This is a genomic window from Aeromonas sp. R7-2 (assembly GCF_040908105.1).
Classification (GTDB): Bacteria; Pseudomonadota; Gammaproteobacteria; order Enterobacterales; family Aeromonadaceae; genus Aeromonas; species Aeromonas caviae.
Genome location: NZ_JBFODC010000035.1, coordinates 215,023 through 238,722, shown reverse-complemented (window position 1 = coordinate 238,722; position 23,700 = coordinate 215,023). Strand labels below are relative to the sequence as shown.

Genomic DNA, 23,700 nt, shown 5'->3' with positions numbered 1-23,700 from the left:
AAAATGGCCAAATTTACCAAGACTCTGATCGCTGCCGGTCTGCTGGCTGCCTCCGCCACTCCGGCCTTCGCTGCCGACTACAGCGGCGACATCCACAAGAACGACTACAAGTGGTTCCAGTTCAACGTGATGCACACCATCGACCAGCTGCCCTACGCTGAGTCCGAAGGTGGTTACAACGATACCTACTTCGAAATGGAGTTTGGTGGCCGTTCCGGTATCTTCGATCTGTACGGTTACGTCGACGTATTCGACATCTTCCAGAACCGTCACGACGACAAGCACAACCAGGACAACCTGTTCATCAAATTTGCACCGCGCATCTCCATCGATGCCATGACCGGCAAAGATCTCTCCTTCGGCCCGGTGCAGGAAGTCTACATCGCCAACCTGATCAACGTCGGTGGTCCGGATGGTCTGTTTGAAGCCATGACCGGTCTGGGTGCAGACGTCATGGTGCCCTGGTTCGGCAAAATGGGCATGAACCTGTATGCCCGTCACGTCAATGAAGGCGGTGGCGAGCAGGGCTGGAACGGCTATCAGTTCTCCATGAACTGGTTCAAGCCTTTCTACACCTTCTCCAACGGCAGCTTCGTAGCCTATCAGGGTTACCTGGATCACCTGTTTGATGCCAAGGACACTTCCACCGACGGTACCGCCATGTTCAACGGCCTGTACTGGCACTCCGACCGCTACGCCGTCGGTTACGGTCTGAAGTACTTCAACGACATCTACGGCATCCAGAACGGTTCCTACGGTCTGAAGACCACTGGTTTCGGCCACTACTTCTCCGTGACCTACAAGTTCTAATCGAACTCGTCACACGGACACAAAAAAACCGGAGCAGCTGCTCCGGTTTTTTTATGCCCTCATGCTGGCAGTGGGGGGAGAGCCGCGCCCTCCCCGTTCGCCATCAATCGCGGAAGTTCTGGAACTGCATCGGCTGGCCCAGTTCGGCGCCACGCACCAGAGCCATGGTCTCTTGCAGATCGTCGCGCTTCTTGCCGGTGACCCGCACCTCGTCGCCCTGGATGGCGGCCTGCACCTTGATCTTGGAATCCTTGATGAGCTTCACCAGCTTCTTGGCCACTTCCTTGTCGATCCCCTGCTTGAACTTCACGGTCAGGTGGAAACGCTTGCCGGAGTGGACGCTGTCACCCACGTCCATGGAACTGTTCTCGATCTGGCGCTTGAGCAGGGCGCCGCGCAGGATCTCGACCATCTGCTTGAGCTGGAAATCGGCGTCGGCTTCCAGCTTTACTTCTTCCTTGTTCAATTCGAAGCTGGCTTCCACACCACGAAAATCGAAACGGGTCGCCAGTTCACGGTTGGCGTTATCAACGGCGTTCAACACCTCGTTCATTTTGACTTCAGAGACAATATCGAATGACGGCATAGCCGGGCTCCTCATGCTGTACTTCAGGTTGTGCTGACAGGTGGGCAAATCTACCAGAAAACGGGCAAATTTGCTGATTTCGATGGGATTGCTCTGCTAGAATCCCCTGCGCACAGGAATGGTGAGACCCGTTAGAACCCGTCCAGGAGCGGTCGCGAGAGGTCCGACACTCGGTGAAGTGCAGCCCAGGAACCCGTATGGTCATGCATACATGAGGCTCCCTGGTTGCGCATGAACCTTGAGCACGACCCGGCAACCAGCTCATGCACCGGTTCCAGGTATTCACCAAGCGACATCTTCCCTTATCCCGGGTTGGCGGTTGACAGGATGGCAGCCCTTCCCATGATCGAGCCTCTTCATGCCAAGCGGATTACGCGACAACAACCTGAAAACACGCCGTCACCCTGTCTCTCCCGAGTGGACCTTGCTGGGCTGCGGCGCCCTGGGCGGCGTCTTCGCCTCCCTGTTGACCCAAAGCGGCCAAGCAACCCGCCTCCTGCTGCGCGAGCGCCATCGTGCCACCTTGCACCCCGGCGTCGACTTTACCTCCCTTGAGGGGCATACCCAGCTCCTGGCCATCGAACGCGCCTTCATCGACAAGCCGGGCTGCATCAAACGCCTGCTGGTGATGACCAAAGCGGGGCAGGTGATATCGGCCCTCACTCCTCTGGTCGGGCAACTGGCGGCAGGAGTGCCCATCGTGCTGCTGCACAACGGCATGGGGATCGCCGATCAGGTGGTCGCACTCTTCCCCGACAATCCGGTGATCGCCGGCGTCACCAGCCATGGCGCCATGCAGAGCGGCCACTTCGTGTTCCGCCACACCGGCAAGGGGGAGACCTGGCTGGGCCCTGTCAACGAAGCGGCCCGTGCCCATGCCCACCTCGCCGACGAGCTGGCCAGCGCCCTGGGTCAGGCCGGTTGGGATGAGCAGATCCTGACACGCCAGTGGCAGAAACTCGCCGTCAACTGCGCCATCAATCCCCTCACCGCGCTCTACAAGCTCAAGAACGGTGAATTGGCCGGTCCGCGTTTTGCCGATGCCCTGCAGCAAATCTGCGTGGAAGTGGCTGACGTCATGCGGGCCGAAGGTCAGCCTACCGGCAGCGAAGAGCTGTTGCGCCGTGTCATGATGGTGGTGGAGCTCACCGCCGACAATTACTCTTCCATGTATCAGGACATGGAACAGGGCCGCGAGACCGAGATCGAGGCCATCACCGGCTTCCTGCTGAACAAGGCCGCCCTTCACGGTATCGCGGTGCCGGTCAATCAGGGCCTCTATCAGGCCGTCAAAGAGAAGCGCTGAGCAGAGCAGCTGGCAAGCAAGGAGTGCTAGATGAGCGTACTGGTATTGGTGGCCCCCGGGTCGGAAGAGATAGAGACGGTTGCCATCGTCGATACCCTGGTCCGGGGTGGCATCGATGTGGTGCTGGCCTCCTGCTGCCCCACAGGAGCGCGCCAGATCCGAGCCTCTCGCGGGGTGCAACTGGTGGCGGATTGCCATCTCGACGAGCTGACCACTCGTGACTTCGATGCCATGGTCGTACCGGGCGGTCTGCCCGGCAGCGAAGTGATCCGCGACACCCCCCTCGCCATCGACCTGCTACGGGAGCAGGCAGGCCTCGGCCGCTGGCGCGCTGCCATCTGTGCCGCACCCGCCGTGGTACTGCACCATCACGGCTTGCTGGGGGATGCGAGCACCACCTGCCACCCGGGCTTTCAGGCCCGTCTGCCCGCGACACAATTGAGCACGGCAAGGGTAGTGACCGATGAAGCCCATCGCCTGATCACCAGCCAGGGACCAGGCACTGCTATCGAGTTCGCTCTCGAGATAGTACGGGTACTGCGAGGTGACGAGGCCGCCCGTACGGTGGCCGGTCCCATGGTGTTGCCCCCCTCGCTATCGCCATAACCACATCGGGCACTCCGATGAAAGCGACAGAGCCCCCTTGTTTGGTCTATGTTGGCTGCTCTTGTGCTAGATAAAACAATCCGGGCTTCCCCGGCCTGGCACCGACTGTTAACATGCGCCCCTTATGCCTGTTATGTGCTCTGGGGTGGCCGTCACGCCGCCCTGACCCTGCCCTGTGCGGCCTCTGCCGCCTGACTCCGGTTATGCCGACCGGCCGGTTTACCCGACCATCAACAGCCAGTCCAACCCTGTGATCCCCGCCATTCCCCCTGATTTGCGGGCCTGTGGCCATGGATCCTCAACGAGCGAGAAAATCCCCATGCTGGAACGTGCAAAACAAGAGTGGTTCTCCAACATACGGGGCGATCTGCTGTCGGGCATCGTCGTCGCCCTGGCGCTGATCCCGGAGGCCATCGCCTTCTCCATCATTGCGGGCGTCGACCCCAAGGTCGGCCTCTATGCCTCCTTCTGCATCGCCGTGGTCATCGCCTTCGTCGGCGGTCGTCCCGGCATGATTTCCGCCGCCACCGGCGCCATGGCGCTCCTGATGGTGACCCTGGTCAAGGAACATGGCCTGCAGTATCTGCTGGCGGCCACCCTGCTCACCGGCCTCTTCCAGATAGCGGCGGGCTACCTCAGGCTCGGCAGCCTGATGCGATTCGTCTCCCGCTCCGTGGTGACCGGCTTCGTCAACGCCCTGGCCATCCTTATCTTCATGGCCCAGCTGCCCGAGCTCACCAACGTCACCTGGCAGGTCTACGCCATGACCGCAGCCGGGCTTGGCATCATCTATCTGTTCCCGCTCGTTCCCGTGGTGGGCAAACTGCTCCCCTCCCCCCTGCTGTGCATCGTCATCCTGACGGCGGTGGCCATCACCCTGGGCATCGACATCCGTACCGTGGGCGACATGGGCGAGCTGCCCGATACCCTGCCGGTCTTCCTCTGGCCCGACGTTCCCCTCAATCTGGAGACCCTGGCCATCATCTTCCCCTATTCAGCGGGGCTGGCGGTGGTGGGACTGCTCGAGTCCATGATGACGGCAGCCATCGTCGACGAGATGACCGACACCCCAAGCGATCGCAACCGCGAGTGCAAGGGTCAGGGGATCGCCAACATCGGCGCCGGTCTGCTGGGAGGCATGGCGGGGTGCGCCATGATTGGCCAGTCCGTCATCAACATCAAATCCGGTGGCCGCGGCCGCCTCTCCACCTTCGTGGCGGGGACCCTGCTCATCCTGATGGTGGTCTTCATGGATGAGTGGATCCGTCAGATCCCCATGGCAGCCCTGGTGGCCGTGATGATCATGGTCTCCATCGGCACGTTTTCCTGGGAGTCGGTACGCAACCTGAAGAGCCACCCCCTCTCCACCAACCTGGTGATGGTGACCACCGTCGCCGTGGTGGTCGCGACCCACAACCTGGCACTCGGGGTCTTCGTGGGGGTGCTGCTCGCCTCCCTCTTCTTCGCCCACAAGGTTGCCCGCGTCATGGTGGTCAAGAGCGACAGCGAGCGCAGCGGCGCCGTGCGTACCTATCTGGTGCGGGGCCAGGTCTTCTTTGCCAGCGCCGAGCAGTTCCTGGCCGGTTTCGATTTCAGGGAGGAAGTGGAGAAGGTGGTCATCGACCTGACGCACGCCCACTTCTGGGACATCACCGCCATCACGGCCCTCGACAAGGTGGTCATCAAGTTCCGCCGTGAGGGGAAAGAGGTGGCGGTCATCGGCCTGAACGACGCCAGTGCCACCCTGGTCGATCGCTTTGCCATCCACGACAAACGCCAGGAGGGAGAGCCCCTGCTGGCCGAGCATTGATCCCGGCGCGCCCCAAGAGGGCGCTGCCTGCAAGCCATAAAAAAAGCCCGTCTCTCCCCATGAGATGGGCTTTTTTTATGGGCTGTTGGATCACAGTCAACACACGCGCCTCGGCTCGCCCATCCCGAGCCGATGCGGCAATGCGGGGTCATGACCTGCCGTCAGGGTGCAAGAGGGGCCAGGAAAGCAGGAACAGGGTGCCGCCCCGCCCGCCGGATTGGCAGACCGCACTGCCGCCGTGGGCCTCGGCAATCGCCTTGACCACGGCCAGCCCGAGCCCGCTGCCGCCACTCTTGCGCGAGCGTGACGGATCCCCCCGGCGAAACGCCTCGAAGATATGGGCGGCGACCTCCTCGCTGATGCCGGGCCCTTCGTCTTCCACGCTCAGGATGCACTGGGTGCCAGAACGATGCAGGCGCACGGTCAGCATGCCCGGCACCGCGTGCTTCTGGGCATTTTCCAGCAGCGCCATCAGGGCCTGACGGATGCGAAGTGCATCGCAACAGACCCAGAGCTCGGTATCGAGCTCCCGCTTGAGGGTGAAACCGCTCGCGGCCAGAGGGGTGGCAAACGCCTCAAGCACCACGGCAAGCTCGTCGGACAGCCTGATCTCCTCTCGTTGCAACTCCAGGTGGCCGCTGTCGTTGAGACTGAGTACCCGCAAGTCTTCGATCAGGTGGGTCAATCCCTCCACCTGACGCAGCAAGCCTTCAAAGAGCGCACGCTCTGGCGGAAATACCCCTTCGGCCAGCCCCTGCAAGCGGCCACGCAAGATGGTCACCGGGGTGCGCAATTCGTGGGCGATGGCGGCATTCCAGAACTCCCGCTCACGGGTCATGCTCTGCAGCCGTTCGGCCATGGTGTTGAAGTCCCGCACCAGTTGCGCCGTCTCCCCGATCGCCTGTTCATCCAGCGGCACGCGCGCATCGAGCTTACCCTCGGCCACCTCGCGCAGGCTGGTTGCCACCGAGTTGAGGGGAGTCAGGATGCGCCGAGAGAGGCGCACTGCCACGTACAGCGCCATCCCCAATGCAATGAGAATGGTCGAGCCAATCCAGATCATCTCGACCCTGGAGGGCATCCAGCTCTCGGAGATGCTGCCAGGCACATAGGTCACGGCAATGGCGTAGAACACATAGGTGCCGATCACCGCGAGGCAGATGATGCCGAGCGCCATCAGCCCCAGGGAGCGGATGATCTGCCTGCGCAGGCCGGGTGCCGATGTCACGCATCACCCCCGAAGCGATAGCCGACGCCCCAGACACTGGCGGGCACCCCCTGGATGCCCTGTGCCTCCAGCTTCTTGCGCAGCTTGCTGATGTGGCTGTCCACCGTGCGCTCCTGGGTATCCCCCTCCGGCAGGCAGTGGGTCAGCAGTTCGACGCGGCTGAACACCCGCTTGGGTGCCCGCATCAGGGAGGCGAGCAACTTGAACTCGGTCAGGGTCAGATCCAGCACCTGCTGCCCCTCATCGCGGCAAATGCTGGCCTCGTGGCTCTCCAGATCGATCTGGAAGGGGCCGACCCGCAGCACCCGGGCCATGGTCTGCTTCGCAGCCTGGATGCGTCTGAGCACCGCCTGTACCCGGGCCACCACTTCGGCCGGGTTGAAGGGTTTGACCACATAGTCATCCGCCCCCATGCGCAGCCCCATCAGCTTGTCGAGGTCCTGATCCAGGGCGGTCAGCATGATCACCGGCGTGTCGCCACGGGCACGGATCTCGCTGAGCACCTGCCAGCCATCGAGCTGCGGCATCTGCACATCCAGCAACAGGAGATCGGGTTTGCATGTCTGGTGCATGGCCAGGGCTTCGCGGCCATCGGCGGCATGCAGGGTGCGCAATCCGTGGCGTTGCAGGTAAGCGGCGAGGATGTCGGCTATCTCGGCTTCATCCTCTGCAATCAGTACCAGTGACTGGGCCGCCGGGTTGGCGGAAGCAGGAAGATACGACATGGTCGGACTCGAAAATGGTGGGCTTGAACTTTATCACCGCCTCCATGGATTCTCCACAAAGCCTCGAATCATTCGCAATAGCCCCTCTCCATAATGCCCGTTCGATGTGCTCTCGCGGCAGTACCATGCCCGGGAGACGGTTTAACGAGGTGAGTATGATGTTTGTCAAACAGCGGTATGCGGGCACCCTGCTCGCCGTCATTGCCGTATTCGGATTGGCAGGTTGCGATGGGGCGTCGCAAGCGCAAGATGCGCCGACCCGTCCTCAGGTGTCGGTGATGACGCTGGCAGGTCAGGACCTGGTCATCAGCGAGGATCTGCCCGCCCGGGTGGCCGCGGTGCGAAGCGCCGAAATTCGGGCCCAGATTAGCGGCATCGTGCAGCGCCGCCTGTTCGAGCAGGGCGCCGAAATCGGCGCAGGCACCGTGCTGTTCCAGATAAATCCGGCCCCCTTCAAGGCGGATGTCGACAGCGCCGCCGCAGCATTGCAGCGCGCGGAGGCCGTGCTGGCCCGCGCCCGTATCCAGATTGACCGTCTGGTGCCGCTGCTGCGCACCGAGGCCATCAGCCGCCAGACCTATGACGATGCGGTCTCCCAGCGTGATCAGGCGGCCGCCGACGTGGCTCAGGCCAGGGCGACCCTGGCCCGGCACCAGCTGAACCTGCAATTTGCCAGCGTGGAAGCCCCCATCGCCGGGCGCATCGATCAGGCGCTGGTGAGTGAAGGGGCTCTGGTGTCCCCCACCGACGCCACCCCCATGGCCAGGATCCAGCAGATCGATCAGGTCTACGTCGATGTCCGTCAACCGGCCTCTGTGCTCGACACCCTGCGCCAGCAGGCTGGCTCGACGGCACCGGAACTGGCGGTGGACATCCTCGGCAGCGACGGCAAGCCGCTCGGCATGCAGGGGCACATCCTCTTCTCCGGCATCGAGGTGGATGCCGGTACCGGTGACGTACTGCTGCGGGTACTGGTGGACAACCCGGAGCGGCGGCTCTTGCCCGGCCTCTACGTACAGGCGCGCATTCCCCGTGCCCGCTATGCCAACGCCCTGAGCGTGCCTCAGCAGGCGGTGGTGCGCACATCGGGCCAGACCAGCGTGTGGGTGGTGGATGGCCAGGGGCAGGCACAACTGGTTCCGGTCAACACCGCTGAACTGGTGAATAGCCAGTACCGCATCACGTCCGGGCTCAACGCCGGACAGCGGGTGGTGATCGAGGGGATCGACCGCCTGACCCCGGGGACGCAAGTCATTGCCCATCCCTGGCAATCCCCCGCAGTCAGCCAGCAGGCTGACGCCGGTAACCGTTGAATCGGAGACATTTCATGCCGCAGTTTTTCATTCATCGCCCGGTGTTTGCCTGGGTGCTCGCCCTCTTCATCGTGCTGGCGGGGGTCATCGCCATCCCCAAGCTGCCCATCTCCCGCTATCCCTCGGTGGCGCCGGTGTCGGTGACCCTCTATGCCACCTATCCGGGCGCCACGCCGCAGACCCTGAACGATGCGGTGGTGAGCCTTATCGAGCGCGAGCTGTCGGGGGTGAAGAACCTGCTCTACTTCGAGTCATCGGTAGATGCCTCCGGCAGCGCGCAGATCACCGCCACCTTCAAGCCGGGCACCGATCCGGAGCTGGCCCAGATGGACGTGCAAAACCGCATCAAGGCGGTCGAGCCTCGCTTGCCACAGGCGGTGCGACAAACCGGCCTGCAGGTGGAGTCCGCCTCGTCCGGCTTTCTGATGATGGTCGGCATGACTTCACCGGATGGCCGCTTCGATGAGGTCGCGCTGAACGACTACATGGCGCGCAATATCGTGCAGGAGCTACGCCGCATCGACGGGGTGGGGCGAGTGCAGCTGTTCGGCGCCGAGCAGGCCATGCGCATCTGGGTAGATCCGGGCAAGCTCGCCGCCTACGGGTTGACCATCAGCGAGGTGGCGCAGGCCATCGAGCAGCAGAACGTGCAGATTGCACCGGGGCGCCTCGGCGACGAACCCGCCCTGCCTGGCCAGCGACTGACGGTTCCCCTCACGGTACAGGGGCAGCTGACCACTCCCGAGGCGTTCGCCGCCATCGTGCTGCGGGCCGGTAGTGATGGCGCCAAGCTGGTGCTGGGTGACGTCGCCCGGGTCGAGCTGGGGGCGCAATCCTACGCCTTTTCCAACCGGGAGAACGGCGTGGCCGCCACCAGCGCTGCCATTCAGCTCTCCCCCGGCGCCAACGCCGTGCGCACCGCCGATGCGGTGCGCACCCGTCTCGCTCAGCTCGCCCCCACTCTGCCGGCGGGCATGGCCTATTCGATCCCGTTCGACTCGGCCCCCTTCGTCAAGGTCTCCATCGACAAGGTGATCCACACCCTGCTGGAAGCCATGGTGCTGGTGTTCCTGGTGATGTTTCTCTTCCTGCAGAACCTGCGCTACACCCTGATCCCGGCCATCGTCGCCCCCATCGCCCTGCTTGGCACCTTCGCGGTGATGCTGCTGGCCGGTTTTTCGATCAACTCCCTCACCATGTTCGGCATGGTGCTGGCCATCGGCATCATCGTCGACGACGCCATCGTGGTGGTGGAGAACGTCGAGCGCCTGATGGCCACCCAGGGGCTATCGCCCAGGGAGGCGACATCGCGGGCCATGAAGGAGATCACCGGGGCGGTGATCGGCATCACCCTGGTGCTCACGGCGGTGTTCATCCCCATGGCGTTCGGCAGCGGCTCCGTGGGGGTCATCTACCAGCAGTTCACCCTGTCGATGGCGGTGTCGATCCTGATTTCCGCCTTCCTCGCCCTGACCCTGACGCCAGCGCTCTGCGCCACCCTGCTGCGTCCGGTCAGCCCGGATCACCATGAGAAGCGCGGCTTCTTCGGCGCCTTCAACCGGGGCGTCAAGCGGCTCACGGTGGGCTACAGCGTTCGGGTCACCCGGCTGGTCGGGCGCAGCGGACGCGTGATGGTCACCTTCGCCGCCCTCTGCGCCGTGCTGGCCATCGCCGCCACCCAGCTGCCCTCCTCTTTCCTGCCGGACGAGGATCAGGGCTACTTCATGACCTCCATCCAGTTGCCGACCGGTGCCACCAGCGAGCGCACCCTGGCCGTCATCAAGGAGTTCGAGGCCCATGTAGCCTCTCGCGAGGCGCTCGACACCAACCTGGTGGTGCAGGGCTTCAGCTTCTCCGGCGCCGGCCCCAATGCGGCCATGGCCTTCACCATGCTCAAAGAGTGGGACCAGCGTCATGGTGCCACGGCCGCCAAAGAGGCTGAGCTGGCACAGGCCGCCATGGCCAACAGCAAGGAAGGCACAGTGATGAGCCTGCTGCCGCCCGCCATCGACGAACTGGGCACCTCTTCGGGTTTCACGCTCTTCCTGCAAGACAGGGCCAACCAGGGGGAGGCCGCGCTGCAGGCCGCCCAGGCGCAACTGCTGGCACTGGCGGCCCAAAGCGAGGTGGTGAGCGATGTCTATCCCGACAGCCTGCCCCCCGGCGAGAGCATTCACCTCGAGATCAACCGGCAGAAGGCCGAGGCCATGGGACTCTCGTTCACCAGCGTGAGCAGCACCCTGTCGGCGGCGATGGGGTCGCTCTACATCAACGACTTTCCCAACGGCGGGCACATGCAGCAGGTCATCCTGCAGGCCGACGCCAAGGCGCGCATGCAGCTCGATGACGTACTCGGCCTGCGGGTGCGCAATGCCAGCGGCGGCATGGTGCCCCTGCGAGAGGTGGTGACGCCGACCTGGCGCCAGTCGCCGCAACAGATGATGCGCTTCGAGGGCTTCCCCGCCGTGCGTCTCTCCGGGAGTGCCGCCCCCGGGGTGTCCAGTGGCGCCGCGATGGCGGAAATGGATCGCCTGGTGGCGCAATTGCCGCCAGGCTTCGCCCTGGCCTGGACGGGACAGTCGCTGCAGGAGCGCCAGTCGGCGGCCGAGGCCCCCCTGCTGATGCTGCTGTCGGCGCTGGTGGTCTTCCTGGTGCTGGCCGCGCTCTACGAGAGCTGGTCCATTCCGCTCTCCGTGATGCTGGTGGTCCCCCTGGGCCTGCTCGGCGCCGTGGCGGCGGTGATGCTGCGCGGCATGCCCAACGACGTCTTCTTCAAGGTGGGCATGATCACCATCATCGGCCTGTCGGCCAAGAACGCCATCCTCATCGTGGAGTTTGCCCGCCAGTTGCACGGCGAAGGGCGCTCGCTGCTTGACGCTGCGGTGACCGCCGCACGCCTGCGTCTGCGCCCCATCCTGATGACATCACTCGCCTTCACCCTCGGTGTGGTGCCGCTGATGCTTGCCAGCGGTGCCAGCGCGGAGACCCAGCATGCCATCGGCACCGGCGTGTTCGGCGGCATGATCAGCGGCACCCTGCTGGCCATCTTCTTCGTGCCGGTCTTTTTTGTCTTCGTCATCGGCACCCAGGCGCGCATTCAGGCCTGGCGGGCACAGCGAATACTGCACCGATCATGCTGACCGCTGCGCGGGTTTGCTGGCCATGGGGAGGCGATTAGCATGCAATGCATGCCTGGCACCATTCTGCGTTCCTTCGAAGAGGATGAGCGCGCCATGGTGCCGGGCCTGTGGTTCATGACCGATGCTGCGGGGACGGCCTTATCGCGGGTTGCCTCTCCTGGGTTTGTGACCAACCCTCCGTCGCCGGTGCATCCTTGGTCTTCTCCAAGATGGCGATCTGCTATCTGGCACAGGGGGCTTGCACCATCCCGGGTCGGTGCCAACCCTGCCGGAACCAGGCCTCAGCATCGCTCTGACGGCCGACTCCCTTGGCCTCATCGACTGCATGCTGTCTGCCATCACCAGTCAAGGCTGGACACTCCTGGTGCCTGAACCGCTGGAGAGGCCCCCGCAATGTTGATGACAGCCTGAGTCTCATTCAATACACCATGAAATCGAAGTCAGTTTAAGTGTTGCTCAGAAATCGACACATCGCAATCACCTCCGATACATTGCAGATCTACTCCGATACTTTCCCTCTGATCGTCAGTCTCAAGAGAAAAATAAAATAAGCCATTAAAAACAACACCATGAACTCTTTTCATTTAAAGATAACTCTTTCTTGCACATCCCATCAGCTGGTCATCAGGACACGCTTTCTGTGATTTGAAACACAAACTTTGATCATCACAGGGGATAAGCATTGCATTGGAAATCGATTTCAAGAAAATGAAGCCAGCATGATTTGTCTTGGCATCGATTGCATAGCGTCTGTTTGAGTCTTGACGGTTCATCGCGGTGGATATTTTTCCCATTGATTGGAGTGGTCAGTATGAATGCATCAAAAAAAGGACTTTTGGCGTCGTTGATCGCCGCTGCCCTGCTTGGCGGGTGTGGTGGGGCCGATAATATCGACTCGAATAGTGGCAACACCGGTGGTAATAACGGTGGCGACAACGGTGGCACCACGCCCCCTGGCGACAGCACCCTGATCCTGTTCGGGGTCGGTGCCAATGGGGGTACAACCCCCAGCATCCAGTCAGAGAAGGACAACTGGAGCTTGCAACCGGTCACCGCTTCTCCCGTCGCCATGACCAGCATCAGCGCCGTGCTCATCAACAATGCCGGTACCGATGACACCGCCGATGTGCAGGTAGCCGGTGACGGAGATGGCACCTTCATGCTCAAATCCGCCACCCCTCTGAACCTGAGCAAATACGCCTCCGGTTTCATCGAGTTCCAGTTGCGGACCAAGAGCAAGGTGCCGGAAGTGCTCAATGCCTCCATCGACAACGAATATCCCAACCGCAGCAGCCTGCCCATTGCCAGCGCCCTGACCGGTTCCGGCGACTGGGAAACGCTCACGCTGCCCATCAACTGCATGAAGCCCTTCCCCGGTGCCACGGCCATCAACCTCGCCACTGTGGGCACACCGTTCCACCTGGCCACCAAAGAAGCCTTCAACTACGAAATCACCAACATCAAGTACCTGCTCACCACCTCGGCCAAGCCCGTTGTCGACCCGGTCACCTGTGAAGCGCCTGGCGGCGCTACCGACCCGGGCACAGACCCAGGCACCGACCCGGGAACCGATCCTGGCACCGATCCAGGTACCAATCCGGACACAGGCTCCGGCGTCAACAATGCCCCCGCGCTGGTGGCCACCGATGCCGCACTCTACTACTCCGGTGACAAGAGCCAGGCCTTGGACCGCAGCGCCGATTACCCGGCAGCCAGCTTCGGCGGCACCCTGACCGATGAAAACCAGGTCATCACTATGGACCTGCCAGGCAATGGCGCCGCCTTCCTCGGGACCGACAGCGCCAATGGGGATCTCTCCGCCTATCAGGATGGCGCCATGCTGCTCGACCTGAAAGTCTCCAGCTACGGTGACTCCCCCAACATCCAGATCCGCATGGACGGTACCGCAGGCCCGGACTTTGGCACCTTCTTCACCATGGACAGCAACATCGTGCCCGATGACGACACCTGGTACCGCTGCATCCTGCCGGTCGCCTCTCTCATTCCGGCGGCCAACACAGGCTCGGTGCAAAAGGCGCTCTACCTGAGCGGGGCCTGGGACTCCATGGCCGGTCTGCGCTTCGCCTTCACCAACGTGGCCCTGAAAACAGCCATCCCGGCAGACTTTGACAGCAATCAGCCCTGCCAGCAGATCAAGTGACAAGGCATTGAATCTTCGAGAAATCGATTGAAAATAATTTTCTACGGATTGGAGCAATAAGATGAAATTGAAGTCACTCGCCTTGTTTGTCGGGGCATGTTGCGGGCTGGCAATGCCCGCAGTATCGAATGCCGCCGAGAGTTTTGGCTTCCACGGTTATATTCGTGCCGGCTCGATGTTTGACGCCAAGGACAACTTCGCCAAGGCGGGATACGAATATGAGATGGACAAGACCATGGGGCGCCTGGGCTCCGAGCTGGACAACAGCTGGGAAGCGGGCCTGAACAAGTTGTGGGATCTGGGCAGCAACAAGTCGGTCAACATCCACTTCAAGGTGGAGTCCGATGCCGATGGCCTGCAAACCCGTGCCGCGCCTCGCGAAAGCGGTGTGTCAGAAACCTATGTGGAGCTGGGTGGCATCACCCCGACCGGGACCATGTGGGGTGGCCTGCGCTATTACGACCGCGAGAACTACATCTGGACCACCGACTATTTCTACACGGACTACTCGGGAACCGGCGTCGGCATCAAAGCCATGGAGATGGCGGGTGGCAAGTGGGACTTTGCCTATATCAACAGCAACGACACCAGCCACTCCGACCGCGCCAATGGCACTGAAGCCACCATGCACACCCTCCACACCAGCGCCCTCTACGGTGCCTGGGACATGGAGATCGCACTCAAGCAGATGCCCAGCAACGAGTTCACCGGCGACAACAAGCAATATGCGACCAAGGGGGCAGAAGGAACCGTCATCTATTCCCGCGACGACTTCTTCTTCATGCCGGGCGGCTTCTCCAAGTTCATCGCCCAGGCAGGACGTGGGCTGGGTTCAGGGGACTTGCTGGGTGCCAACCTGACCAATACCGCCATGTATCGCAAGGGCTCCCTGTATCAGAAGACACTGCAGGACAAGGCGGATGGCTATAAACCCTACCAGTCCAAGGTGATGGAAGGCGATCAATCCTACCGCCTCTTCCTCTGGGGTGGCTGGTATGGCGCCAATATTCATCTGCTGCCGACCCTCTCCTATCAATACAACGATTACGAGCTGGGTGGCCATGACTCCTGGTATGCCGCATCTCTGCGCCCGGTATTCCCGATCAATGAGTTCTTCTCCATCCAGACGGAAGTCGGATATGTGAAAAACAACCTGATCATCGACAACGTCGAACGGGGTGGCACCTCTCACAAGGTCAGCATAGTGCCGACCTTCACCGTCAATACCGGCATGGGGCCCTCACCGGAGATCCGCATTCTGACGACCTATGTCGATCACAACAACGAGACCCCCTGGCAGGAAGACCGGGAAGATTTCCTGGTCGGTGTACAGGCGGACATGTGGTGGTAGGTTAGGTCGCGATACTTATCTGCACTATAATCTCGGGTCCCTTGGGGGACCCGCATTGCATACGAGGAAACACGATGAAGGGAACGAAGCAGTGTCTGCCTTTCCTGGTCAGTCTGCTGATGGCCGGATGCGCCGGCATGGGCCCGGAGCATTCGCCAGGATCGGCAGTCTCCGCCCTGCAGCAACAGGTTGAGCAAGGTCGGGAACAATTGTCGAACAAGGTGGCGGTCGAGTCATTCAAGGAACTTCGCTTCCAGTCCCTCGGGCAGGAGAGCCGCTGGATCGATGTGAGCACCGACAGCCAGGTCTATGCATTTGATTCAGGCAAAAGCTATGTAATGGCCTTCTCGCTGCCCGAAGTCAGCCAGGCAACTCGCGTCAAAATAACCATTCCGGTCGACTATACCGTCTTCCTGCCCAGCATCCTGTTGCTGGACGAGCAATACAACGCCGTTCAAACCATTCCCGGTTCCACATTCAGTTATGACGGTCGTTCGTTAATTTCAGGGCAGAACATTCAGGGGGAATTCACCATTCCGGCCCCCATCGGCAGCGCTCGGGCCGCCTATATGGTGATCTATTCCACGGCGAAGGACATGCAGGGCAGTACCCGGCTCAACCCGGACGATCTCCAGCGCGCCATGCAATATGATCGCACCACGGATGTCGCCCGCCTCATCAATGTGGAGGTGCCTCACTCTGCGACCGGACGCCTATATTTGACGCTGGACGCAGAGCCCGCTGCAAATGCGACGCAGATCGCAAAAACCATATCGCCCGTGATGGTCTCACCAGATAAATCGTTGGGTGAACTGGATTATTATCAGCATATTCGCACTGCCGTTCAGAGCAAAAACTATGAGTAGGCGCTCGCCTGGGTCAAAGCCGCCGAGCAAGCCGGTTTTACCAAGGCAAAAGAGGTCTTTTTTGCCGCCCAGCAGTAGCATTCCCTCCCCTGGCAAGGCGCATCATCGCTTGTCACCACCAGGGGAAACGGGTATCCTAACTTGCTGATTTATTAAGAAGATATTCATATAACACTGGCCATGACCAGGGGTTTTCACAGTCGAGTACGGAGGGGGGATGTCGAAGTCAGCTCAGGAGAAAAAAGCCACTGTCTATGATATCGCCCGCCGAGCCGGTGTCTCGGCAAGCACTGTATCCCGGATATTGAACGGCTCGGCCAAAGTGGCCGCAGATAAACGTCAGGCGGTGGAAGATGCCATTCAGGAATTGAATTTTCGTCCCAACCTGATGGCGCAATATTTGAAAACGGGTCAGTCCATGACCCTGGGTGTTTTGACCCAACATGTGGAGAGTCCATTTTCCAACGAAATGTTGCGGGGTGTTGAACACACTCTTCAGGGCATGGAGTATGTGCCGCTGATTGTCAGCGGTCACTGGAATGCGGAAGAAGAAGTTGAGCGGTTGCGCCTGCTGGTAGCCCGGCGGGTTGATGGCCTTATTATTTTGACCGGCCACGTCAATCAGCAAACACTGCTCGAGTTTTCCCAGCAAATACCGATTGTGGCCACAGGTCACAATATCATGACCGAGCGGGTACACTCCTTCAGCATCAATAACCGGCTGGGTGGCTACATGGCGACTCGCTATTTATTGGATCTGGGTCATCGTGACATCGCTCATATCGTCGGTTTACCGGATCATAACGATGCCATCGAGCGTCATCATGGCTATCGCCAGGCCCTGGTGAGCGCAGGTATCGAATATGACCCCTCCCTGGTCATCCAGGGGGATTTCGCCGAAGTCGGCGGGCTCAATGCCGTCAAGAAGCTGGTGGAGAGCGGCCGGAAATTCTCCGCCATCTTCTGCGCCAACGATCAGACCTGTTACGGTGCCATTCTGGGGCTCAAGCAGTGCGGCTTGCGGGTGCCTGAGGATGTCTCGCTCATCGGTTTTGACGACCTGCCCTTCTCTACTTATTCCAACCCGCCATTGACCACGGTACGTCAGCCCATCTACGAGATGGGTGTCAAGATGGTCAAGACTCTGTTGGGTTTGATCGAGAACACGGAGCTGAACTCGGACGAACTGCCCGAGTTGAGCATTGTGGTGCGTGATACCACACTGCCGTACAAGGGGTGAACACAGACCGGGGCGGTTCCCTGCGCAGCATCAGATCCCAGCACAGCATCAGCGCAAAGCGGCCTTCGGGCCGTTTTTCTTTTGTCAGCCACCTGCCCAGCGAATGACTTGCCCCTGTCGCGTCTTCCACCTTGACTCTCTGACATAGCACAGAGACTACGCACAACCTGGCGTCCCTCTTCTGCCGGCCCCTCAATCCGGCCTGGCCCGATGACACCAGCCAAAGCCTGGCAATCACAACCCGATGAACCCGGTCGACCTGAATGAAACAAGGCGCCTGAAGGCGCCTTGGGGAGTGTGCAGATCCCTGCGGGAGCAGGGCCACCGTCAAGGCGCTGCGAAGGGGGATTCCGTCCCGGTGGCCGCGCTGGTTGCCAGCGTGGGGAGAGGCTCGTCCGCTTCACACAGACTGGCTCTTCTCGTGGCCGCCTTCTGGGGGGGATACCAGTTTGCCAACCCCTGCTGGATGCGCGCGGCGGCCGCTTCCGGCGTCATGGTGCCGAGCACCACGGATTGCGATACCTCCGCAAGCTCTGTGGTAAGCGATGGCTCACCCCGGGTGAGGAACTGCGCCCCCAGACGCAAGGTGGAATCGCAGGTATCCCGCCAGCCCATCATGGTGCTCGCCACCGGGTCCTTGAGCTCGAAGAAGTGATTGGAGAGGGAGAAAAAGCCGGGCACCGAATTGGAGAAACGCTCGGCAAAGTCGGCGCTTGCCATCCACTCCACCAGTTTCAGGGCGGCCTCCTTGTTCGGGCTGGCGGCATTGATGCCGATCCCCATGTCGGTGTGATCGGTGAAATAGCAGGTGTCCCCCTCCCGCGCGACGGGGGGCGGGAAGGCACCAAAATTGACCTTGCCGGTGAACTGGGCCAGCGACCAGGAGCCCGCCACTATCATGGCGGCCTTGCCCGCGGCAAAGGCATCCACCGCCTGTGCTTCGGTGGCATCGGCAGGATGATCCCCTATGTAGGGCCGCCAGCTTGCCAGCTCACGAAACGCCGCCACATAAGGGGCATCGGTCACTCGCGCCTGACCGTTGATCAGCGCCAGGCGGCCATCTTCCCCATGCCAGTAATTGGGACCGATATTCTGATAACCAAGCTCGGAGACCACCCAGCTGTCGTGAGCCGCCAGTGCCAGCGGCAGATAGCGGCCATCCTGCTTCACCTTCTCCAGCACGGCGAAGAAGTCGGCACGGGTTCGCGGCGGTGTCAGCCCAAGGGCGTTGAAGATATCGACATTGAAGTAGAAACCCTGGATCACGGAGGCAATGGGCAGGCAGAAGGTCTGGGCCCCGGAGTCGGTCTGCCAGGCGGCCTTGGCAAAGCTCGGGAAGTTCTCCATCCCGGGCAGGTCCGTCAGATCCAGCAGATGCCCCTGCTGGAACAGCCGCAGGGACTGATCATAAGGACGGCAAGTGATGAGATCCCCCGCCTTCCCTGCCGCCAGCCGCTCGGCAAGCTCCCGATCGTAATCCGCCGAGCGCTGCGAATGCAGCTTAAGGGTGATCTCGGGATGGATCGCCTGAAAACGGGGCAGAAACTGCTCCTTCCAGAGCGCCTCGTCATCCACGCGCCAGGTTTCCAGCACCAGCTCCTGGGATACCGCCGCCGTACTCAGCCCCCAGACCAGCAGGGCACTCACAGATTTCCACATCGCCTCTCTCCTACACCTTGAAACGGGCCACCAGACTCTGCTGCTGGCTGGCCAGCCCCGACAACACCTCACCACTGCTCGCCGATACCCGGGACGCCTGCTCGGTCTCGTGAGCCACGTCTGCGATGGCCGCCACGTGCTGGGCCACTCCCTGACTCACCGAAATCTGCTCCGCTGCGGCATAAGCCATGTGATCCGCAATCTCCTTGATGGCCTCCATGCGCGAGGCGATCCCCGCCAGGGCACTCTCGACATCCCGGGTCTGCTGCACACTCTGCTGGGTCTGCTCATGGCTCTGGGCCATCACGCTCGCCACATCGCGGGCGCATCCCTGCAGGTTGTCGATCATCACCTGGATCTCCTGGGTCGCCCCTTGTGAACGGGTAGCCAGCGCCCGCACCTCCTCGGCCACCACGGCAAAGCCCCGCCCGGCCTCCCCGGCACGGGCCGCTTCGATGGCCGCATTGAGGGCAAGCAGGTTGGTCTGTTCAGCCATGCCACGGATCACCTCGAGAATGTTGCCAATGTTGCTGCTGTAGCCTTCGAGCTTGCGGGTGATCGCCATGGCCCCGGCGATGTCGGTCGCCAGTTGTTCGATGCCATCCCGATTGGCCTGCATCAGATGACGTCCGAGCCGGCTCTCGTCATTGGCCTCCCCCACCTCCCGACGAACATGATCGCTCGAGCGCGCCACTTCGGTCGCACTGGTCTCCAGCTCGAAGATGGCGGCCGCCACCTGATCGGTCTGAGCCTTCTGCGCCTGCACCTGCGACATCACCTGCTCGCCGATCTCCGCGGTCTTGCGCGTCTCGCTCACCAGGTACTCAGAGCCGGTCTGGACCTCCATCAGGAGCGTCTTGGTATGGTGGGCCAGCTGGTCGATGGAGTTCGCAACCTCACCAAGCTCGTTCCTGGCGGGGTAGCGAACCCGCAGCGTCATGTCCCCTTGTGCCATCAGACCGAGAACCCGATTGATCCGCACCAGCGGCACCTGGATGCTGCGGGCCGTACTCCAGGCAACAATGAGGGCGATGAGCACGGAACACAGGGCCACCATCACGATCCAGGTGCGGGCGCTGTCAACCGCGACGTCGGCACTCAGCCTGTCCTCCTGCATGCTCTGGTTGCTGATGGCGATAAGCCTGTCCAGGACCTCCCCCAGTTGCTGGCTCTGCGCCTCCTGCTGTTCACGCAAGCCATGGAGTTGCTGGCTGATTTGCTGACGGCGCACCAGGGTGGCAATCAGCCCCTTGTCGCCAAATACAAGTTGGGGAATGCGCGCCACATGGCGGGTGAACCTGGCCTTGACGTCATCGGGGACAACAATCCGCTCCAGACGCTGGTTCGCAATGTCGATGTCTTTGGCCAGCCCCCCCTGTAGCGCCACCAGATCCGTGTTGCCGTCGGCACGCAGGATCAGCTTGAGATCCCGTGCAATACCGCTGGTGATGAGCTCCGCCTTGTTCTGCAAAGAGCGCCGCCCTGCCGTGTAACGCACCAGCAGGTCTGCCGCCGAACGGTAGTTGTCGTCCAGGTGCAGCAGCTCGCTCCGCATCCGTGCGAGCACCCGTTCCAGCTCGACCGACTCTTCGTGCAGGCTCATCAACTGCTCAGAGAGGGTAAACAGCCGGGGGGCCTGGTCGGTGACCCGGGCGAGTTGCCGCTCACTCTCGGTATCGAGTGTCAGGGCCGCGAATGCCTTGATGTGCTGCTCATAGCGGACCTTGTCATGGGCAACACGCTGACGGGACTCGGGGAACGCCGACGTCTCCCGGATGGCGAGATGCGCCAAGCTGTCCCTGTCAGCCATCAGCAACGCGGCGCGCAGCCGGCTGGCGGTCAGGGCCTGAGGCGTCGCCTCCTCGGTCACCTGCTGGAAACGACCGTGAATGGAGGTCGTCTTCAGGTAACTGATGGCCCCGAGCAATAGCAACAGGACCAGCAGCAGCGTAAAGCCCAATCTGATCCGCTGTACGATCGACATCCTTCTCTCCCACCTCTCCCTCCGCATCGGGGCGGAGCCGGTTATCAAGGCACCAGGAGCCCGACAGGCATCCTGGTGCATCTGGCTGACGGCTTATCGGCTCAACCTGCCCTGGCAATCGAGCCTGACCACTTCCCCTGAGGCCCCCAGCAGAGAAGCCGGTACCCAGCGTACGGTCGCCATGTCGATGCGTGCCTGTCCACTGGTGCCCAGGATGAAGGGGGTATTGACCTTCGCGAAGTCCATGCCCTCTTCGAGGCAGCGCAGGGGCAGACTCAGGGTCACCCACTTCTGCGGGGGCAACTGGCGCAAGGTCGGAGCAATCTCGATGGACTTGCCGCAGGGCCAGCCACACTGCAGCCCCAGCGTCATGTCCCCCGCTGGCGCCTGCTGCACCCGCAGCGTCACCTGCAGCTCGCTCTCTCCCTTCAGGTAGGTGCGACGATCCGCCCCCTTGACCTGGGTGGTCTGCAACTGGATCGTGGCCCCGGAGTCGACATCCGGCTTGTTCGCCCCGAGGAAGGTGACCGCTCGCGCATCCTGCTGGCGCAGGTAGTCGATGGGCTGAACCTTGATGAAGGTCATCTCGGTCACGCTGTTGCCGGAGACTTCAGTCCCCGTCCAGTTGCTGGCATCCCCCATGCGCAGACGGTGTTCTTCACCCGCCTTTGGCCCGAACAGCTCGAGCACCTTGTCAGCGGCGCTCAGTTTGGCGGGGTCGCTCTCGTTGCAGCCGAAGGTACGATTATCCAGGGTCAGGGTATTGAGGTTGCTGACCCGGGCCGCCACAGGGGAAGGCTTGCCGTAGCTGAGCCCGTAGCCATAGGGGAAGAGCGGTGCGTACTCACCCGCTGGATCCTGCTCGAAGGCTGGACGCTGCCAGCCCGGGATATGGGTGGGCGTGTGATTGATGGTGGTGGCGCACTTGCTGAAGGGCCATGAGAAGGAGAGGCGTCCCTGGAAGTCATGGGCCACCTTGCCCTTGGCATCCCTGAACAGCAGATCGGTGATCCCCTCCCCCTCGGTGCCCGGCAGCCAGGCGGCGACAAAGGCGGAAGAGAGATTGAGCTCCTCATTGACGTAGAGCGGACGTCCGGAGAAAAGCACGGTCACCACGGGGATGCCGGCCGCCTTCAGCCGCTTGAGGGTCAACAGGTCCTCGTGATAGCTGCTCTTGAGATCCCCATAGGCAAGGGTCTTGTTGTCAGGAATGTCGCCGAACCACTCGGCATAGGGATCCTCCCCCATGACCAGGATGGCGACATCGGGCTTGGCTCCCGCAAACTCACCGGATCCCGTGCTCACCTGCACATGATCCGCACCGACGGTGGCGGTCACCGCATCCAGCACGCTCTGGGCACCGGGGAAATCACCGCGCCCGTTCTCGCTGCCTTGCCAGGTCAGGCTCCAGCCCCCCACCTGCTTGCCCAGATCGTTGGCGGCGCTCCCAGCCACCAGCACCCGGCTCTGCCGGCTCAGAGGCAGGATCCTGCCCTCGTTCTTGAGCAGCACCAGCGACTTGCGTACCGCCTCCCGGGCCAGCGCCTTGTGCGTCACGGCACCAAGTTCACCCTGCTTGCCCGCCAGCTCACGGGCCGACGGCATGGGTTTCTCCCACAGCCCGGCCCGCATCTTGACCCGCAGGATACGCGTCACGGCATCGTCGATCCGGCTTATCGGGATCTGCCGGCTCGCCACGCCATCGAGCAGGCTCTGGCGAAACTCCATCCAGTCCTTGCGCGCCGTGACCATGAAGATGTCGACCCCGGCCAGCACCGCAGGCAGGCAGCTCCCCATGGTGCAACCGGGGATCTCGCTGTGACCGTTCCAATCAGAGACGACAAGACCATCAAAGCCCATCTTGCCCTTGAGCACGTCGGTCAGCAGATAGCGGCTGCCGTGCAGCTTGCCGTTGTACTCCACCCCGTCTTCTGGCAGCACGTCGCGGTTGAGCTCGTTGTGCCAGCTGTTGAACGAAGCCATGACCACCTGGGCACCGGCATCCAGCCCCGAGAAGTAGCCCACCGCGTGCAGGTTGCGCAGGTCCTCTTCCGAATAGAAGTTCTGACCCCGGTCGACCCCGTTCAGGGTACCGCCGTCCCCCACGAAGTGTTTCACGTTCGAGATGACATGGCGCTGGCCGCGCAGATCCGTCGCGGAACCTTGCAGGCCACGCACCATCTCGCCGGCATAGTGATAGACGATGGCGGGATCTTCGGAATAGCCCTCATAGGTCCGGCCCCAGCGATCATCCCTCGGCACCGCCACCGTCGGTGCGAAGGTCCAATCCAGCCCGGTGGCGGCCACTTCCCGCGCCGTCACCTGGCCGATACGGTAGATGAGATCCGGATCCCGCGCCGCCCCCAGGCCGATATTGTGCGGGAAGAGGGTCGCCGCGAAGACGTTGTTGTGGCCGTGCACCGCATCGGTCGCCCACATGAAGGGGATGCGATACCCCCTGCCCTCAAAGCCCGCTTCCGCCGCCTGCCAATAGGTGTCGGCCTGGTGTGCCCAGTCCTGGGCCGACGCGTGTTTGTTGTTGCCGGGCCAGCCCCCCCCTCCGTTGAGGACGGAGCCAATCTTGTAGCGCGTCACCTCCTCAGGTGTCACTTCACGAAAGTCGGGCTGGATCATCTGGCCAACCTTCTCCTCCAGGGTCATCCGGGAGAGCAGAGCCTGGATCTGGCGCTCCATCCCCTCCTCCCTGGCAATGGCGCTGTGGATCTGCGGCCAGGTGGAAAAATAGGGCATGGTCGACAACTCATCCGCCATCCCGGCACTCCAGATGCCGCACCCCACGAATAGGCAGGTCATAGACCTGGTGAGACCTGTAGTTTTACGCATTTTCCTTATGACTCTCCGGATGTTCTCGTTCATCGCCTGGACTCATCGTTCATGGCGAGTCGTCTTGAAAA

General features: G+C 61.9%; 16 protein-coding genes. 10 read left to right on the top strand and 6 right to left on the bottom strand.

Annotation, left to right across the window (positions count from 1 at the left end; all coding sequences use genetic code 11):
* The first annotated feature begins 3 nt into the window (after nt 1–3).
* Entirely contained in the window at nt 4–810 is an 807-nt protein-coding gene (locus AB5Y47_RS14720) for an outer membrane protein OmpK (RefSeq protein ID WP_039040713.1), read from the top strand.
* Between the two features lie 103 nt (nt 811–913).
* Here AB5Y47_RS14720 and AB5Y47_RS14715 read toward each other — a convergent pair whose 3' ends face one another.
* Nucleotides 914–1,396, bottom strand: a complete 483-nt coding sequence (locus AB5Y47_RS14715; protein ID WP_010673357.1) for a YajQ family cyclic di-GMP-binding protein — start codon at nt 1,394–1,396, stop codon at nt 914–916.
* Nucleotides 1,397–1,754: 358 nt separating this feature from the next.
* On the opposite strand from AB5Y47_RS14715, the gene AB5Y47_RS14710 reads away from it, so the two are divergent.
* The 3 genes from AB5Y47_RS14710 to AB5Y47_RS14700 all read left to right on the top strand — a co-directional run bounded on the left by AB5Y47_RS14710 (nt 1,755) and on the right by AB5Y47_RS14700 (nt 5,118).
* Nucleotides 1,755–2,702: a ketopantoate reductase family protein gene (locus AB5Y47_RS14710; RefSeq protein WP_201888485.1), complete on the top strand. Its 948-nt coding sequence runs from the start codon at nt 1,755–1,757 to the stop codon at nt 2,700–2,702.
* A gap of 30 nt (nt 2,703–2,732) precedes the next feature.
* Nucleotides 2,733–3,308, top strand: coding sequence for a DJ-1 family glyoxalase III (locus AB5Y47_RS14705; RefSeq protein WP_069785018.1), 576 nt, complete (start codon nt 2,733–2,735; stop codon nt 3,306–3,308).
* A 319-nt stretch (nt 3,309–3,627) separates the two neighbouring features.
* Nucleotides 3,628–5,118 (top strand): SulP family inorganic anion transporter, encoded by a 1,491-nt coding sequence (locus AB5Y47_RS14700; RefSeq protein ID WP_368220345.1) that lies wholly within the window; start codon nt 3,628–3,630, stop codon nt 5,116–5,118.
* Between the two features lie 148 nt (nt 5,119–5,266).
* Here AB5Y47_RS14700 and AB5Y47_RS14695 read toward each other — a convergent pair whose 3' ends face one another.
* Both AB5Y47_RS14695 and AB5Y47_RS14690 read right to left on the bottom strand, forming a co-directional pair.
* Nucleotides 5,267–6,346 carry an ATP-binding protein gene (locus AB5Y47_RS14695; protein ID WP_010673353.1) on the bottom strand — a complete coding sequence of 360 codons (1,080 nt, stop codon included), beginning with the start codon at nt 6,344–6,346 and terminating at the stop codon, nt 5,267–5,269.
* Nucleotides 6,343–7,071 (bottom strand): response regulator, encoded by a 729-nt coding sequence (locus AB5Y47_RS14690; RefSeq protein ID WP_010673352.1) that lies wholly within the window; start codon nt 7,069–7,071, stop codon nt 6,343–6,345. The genes AB5Y47_RS14695 and AB5Y47_RS14690 overlap by 4 nt, the downstream gene beginning before the upstream one ends.
* A gap of 155 nt (nt 7,072–7,226) precedes the next feature.
* Here AB5Y47_RS14690 and AB5Y47_RS14685 point away from each other — a divergent pair, with 155 nt between their 5' ends.
* The 6 genes from AB5Y47_RS14685 (at nt 7,227) to AB5Y47_RS14660 (ending at nt 17,142) form a co-directional block, all read left to right on the top strand.
* Entirely contained in the window at nt 7,227–8,384 is a 1,158-nt protein-coding gene (locus AB5Y47_RS14685) for an efflux RND transporter periplasmic adaptor subunit (protein WP_010673351.1), read from the top strand.
* Nucleotides 8,385–8,398: 14 nt separating this feature from the next.
* Nucleotides 8,399–11,524 carry a multidrug efflux RND transporter permease subunit gene (locus tag AB5Y47_RS14680; RefSeq protein WP_368220343.1) on the top strand — a complete coding sequence of 1,042 codons (3,126 nt, stop codon included), beginning with the start codon at nt 8,399–8,401 and terminating at the stop codon, nt 11,522–11,524.
* An 811-nt stretch (nt 11,525–12,335) separates the two neighbouring features.
* Entirely contained in the window at nt 12,336–13,685 is a 1,350-nt protein-coding gene (locus tag AB5Y47_RS14675) for a putative glycoside hydrolase (protein ID WP_139739425.1), read from the top strand.
* Between the two features lie 61 nt (nt 13,686–13,746).
* Entirely contained in the window at nt 13,747–15,036 is a 1,290-nt protein-coding gene (locus AB5Y47_RS14670; RefSeq protein WP_041214661.1) for a carbohydrate porin, read from the top strand.
* A 74-nt stretch (nt 15,037–15,110) separates the two neighbouring features.
* Complete coding sequence (locus AB5Y47_RS14665) at nt 15,111–15,902, top strand: MalM family protein (protein ID WP_264818411.1); 792 nt, start codon at nt 15,111–15,113, stop codon at nt 15,900–15,902.
* A gap of 217 nt (nt 15,903–16,119) precedes the next feature.
* Complete coding sequence (locus AB5Y47_RS14660; protein ID WP_041201452.1) at nt 16,120–17,142, top strand: LacI family DNA-binding transcriptional regulator; 1,023 nt, start codon at nt 16,120–16,122, stop codon at nt 17,140–17,142.
* A gap of 327 nt (nt 17,143–17,469) precedes the next feature.
* Here the strand turns inward: AB5Y47_RS14660 and AB5Y47_RS14655 are convergent, their stop codons facing one another.
* The 3 genes from AB5Y47_RS14655 to AB5Y47_RS14645 all read right to left on the bottom strand — a co-directional run bounded on the left by AB5Y47_RS14655 (nt 17,470) and on the right by AB5Y47_RS14645 (nt 23,599).
* Nucleotides 17,470–18,801: an ABC transporter substrate-binding protein gene (locus AB5Y47_RS14655; protein WP_124244621.1), complete on the bottom strand. Its 1,332-nt coding sequence runs from the start codon at nt 18,799–18,801 to the stop codon at nt 17,470–17,472.
* A 10-nt stretch (nt 18,802–18,811) separates the two neighbouring features.
* Complete coding sequence (locus AB5Y47_RS14650; RefSeq protein ID WP_185367370.1) at nt 18,812–20,785, bottom strand: methyl-accepting chemotaxis protein; 1,974 nt, start codon at nt 20,783–20,785, stop codon at nt 18,812–18,814.
* Between the two features lie 93 nt (nt 20,786–20,878).
* Nucleotides 20,879–23,599 carry a glycoside hydrolase family 3 N-terminal domain-containing protein gene (locus tag AB5Y47_RS14645; protein WP_368220340.1) on the bottom strand — a complete coding sequence of 907 codons (2,721 nt, stop codon included), beginning with the start codon at nt 23,597–23,599 and terminating at the stop codon, nt 20,879–20,881.
* Nucleotides 23,600–23,700 lie beyond the last annotated feature (101 nt).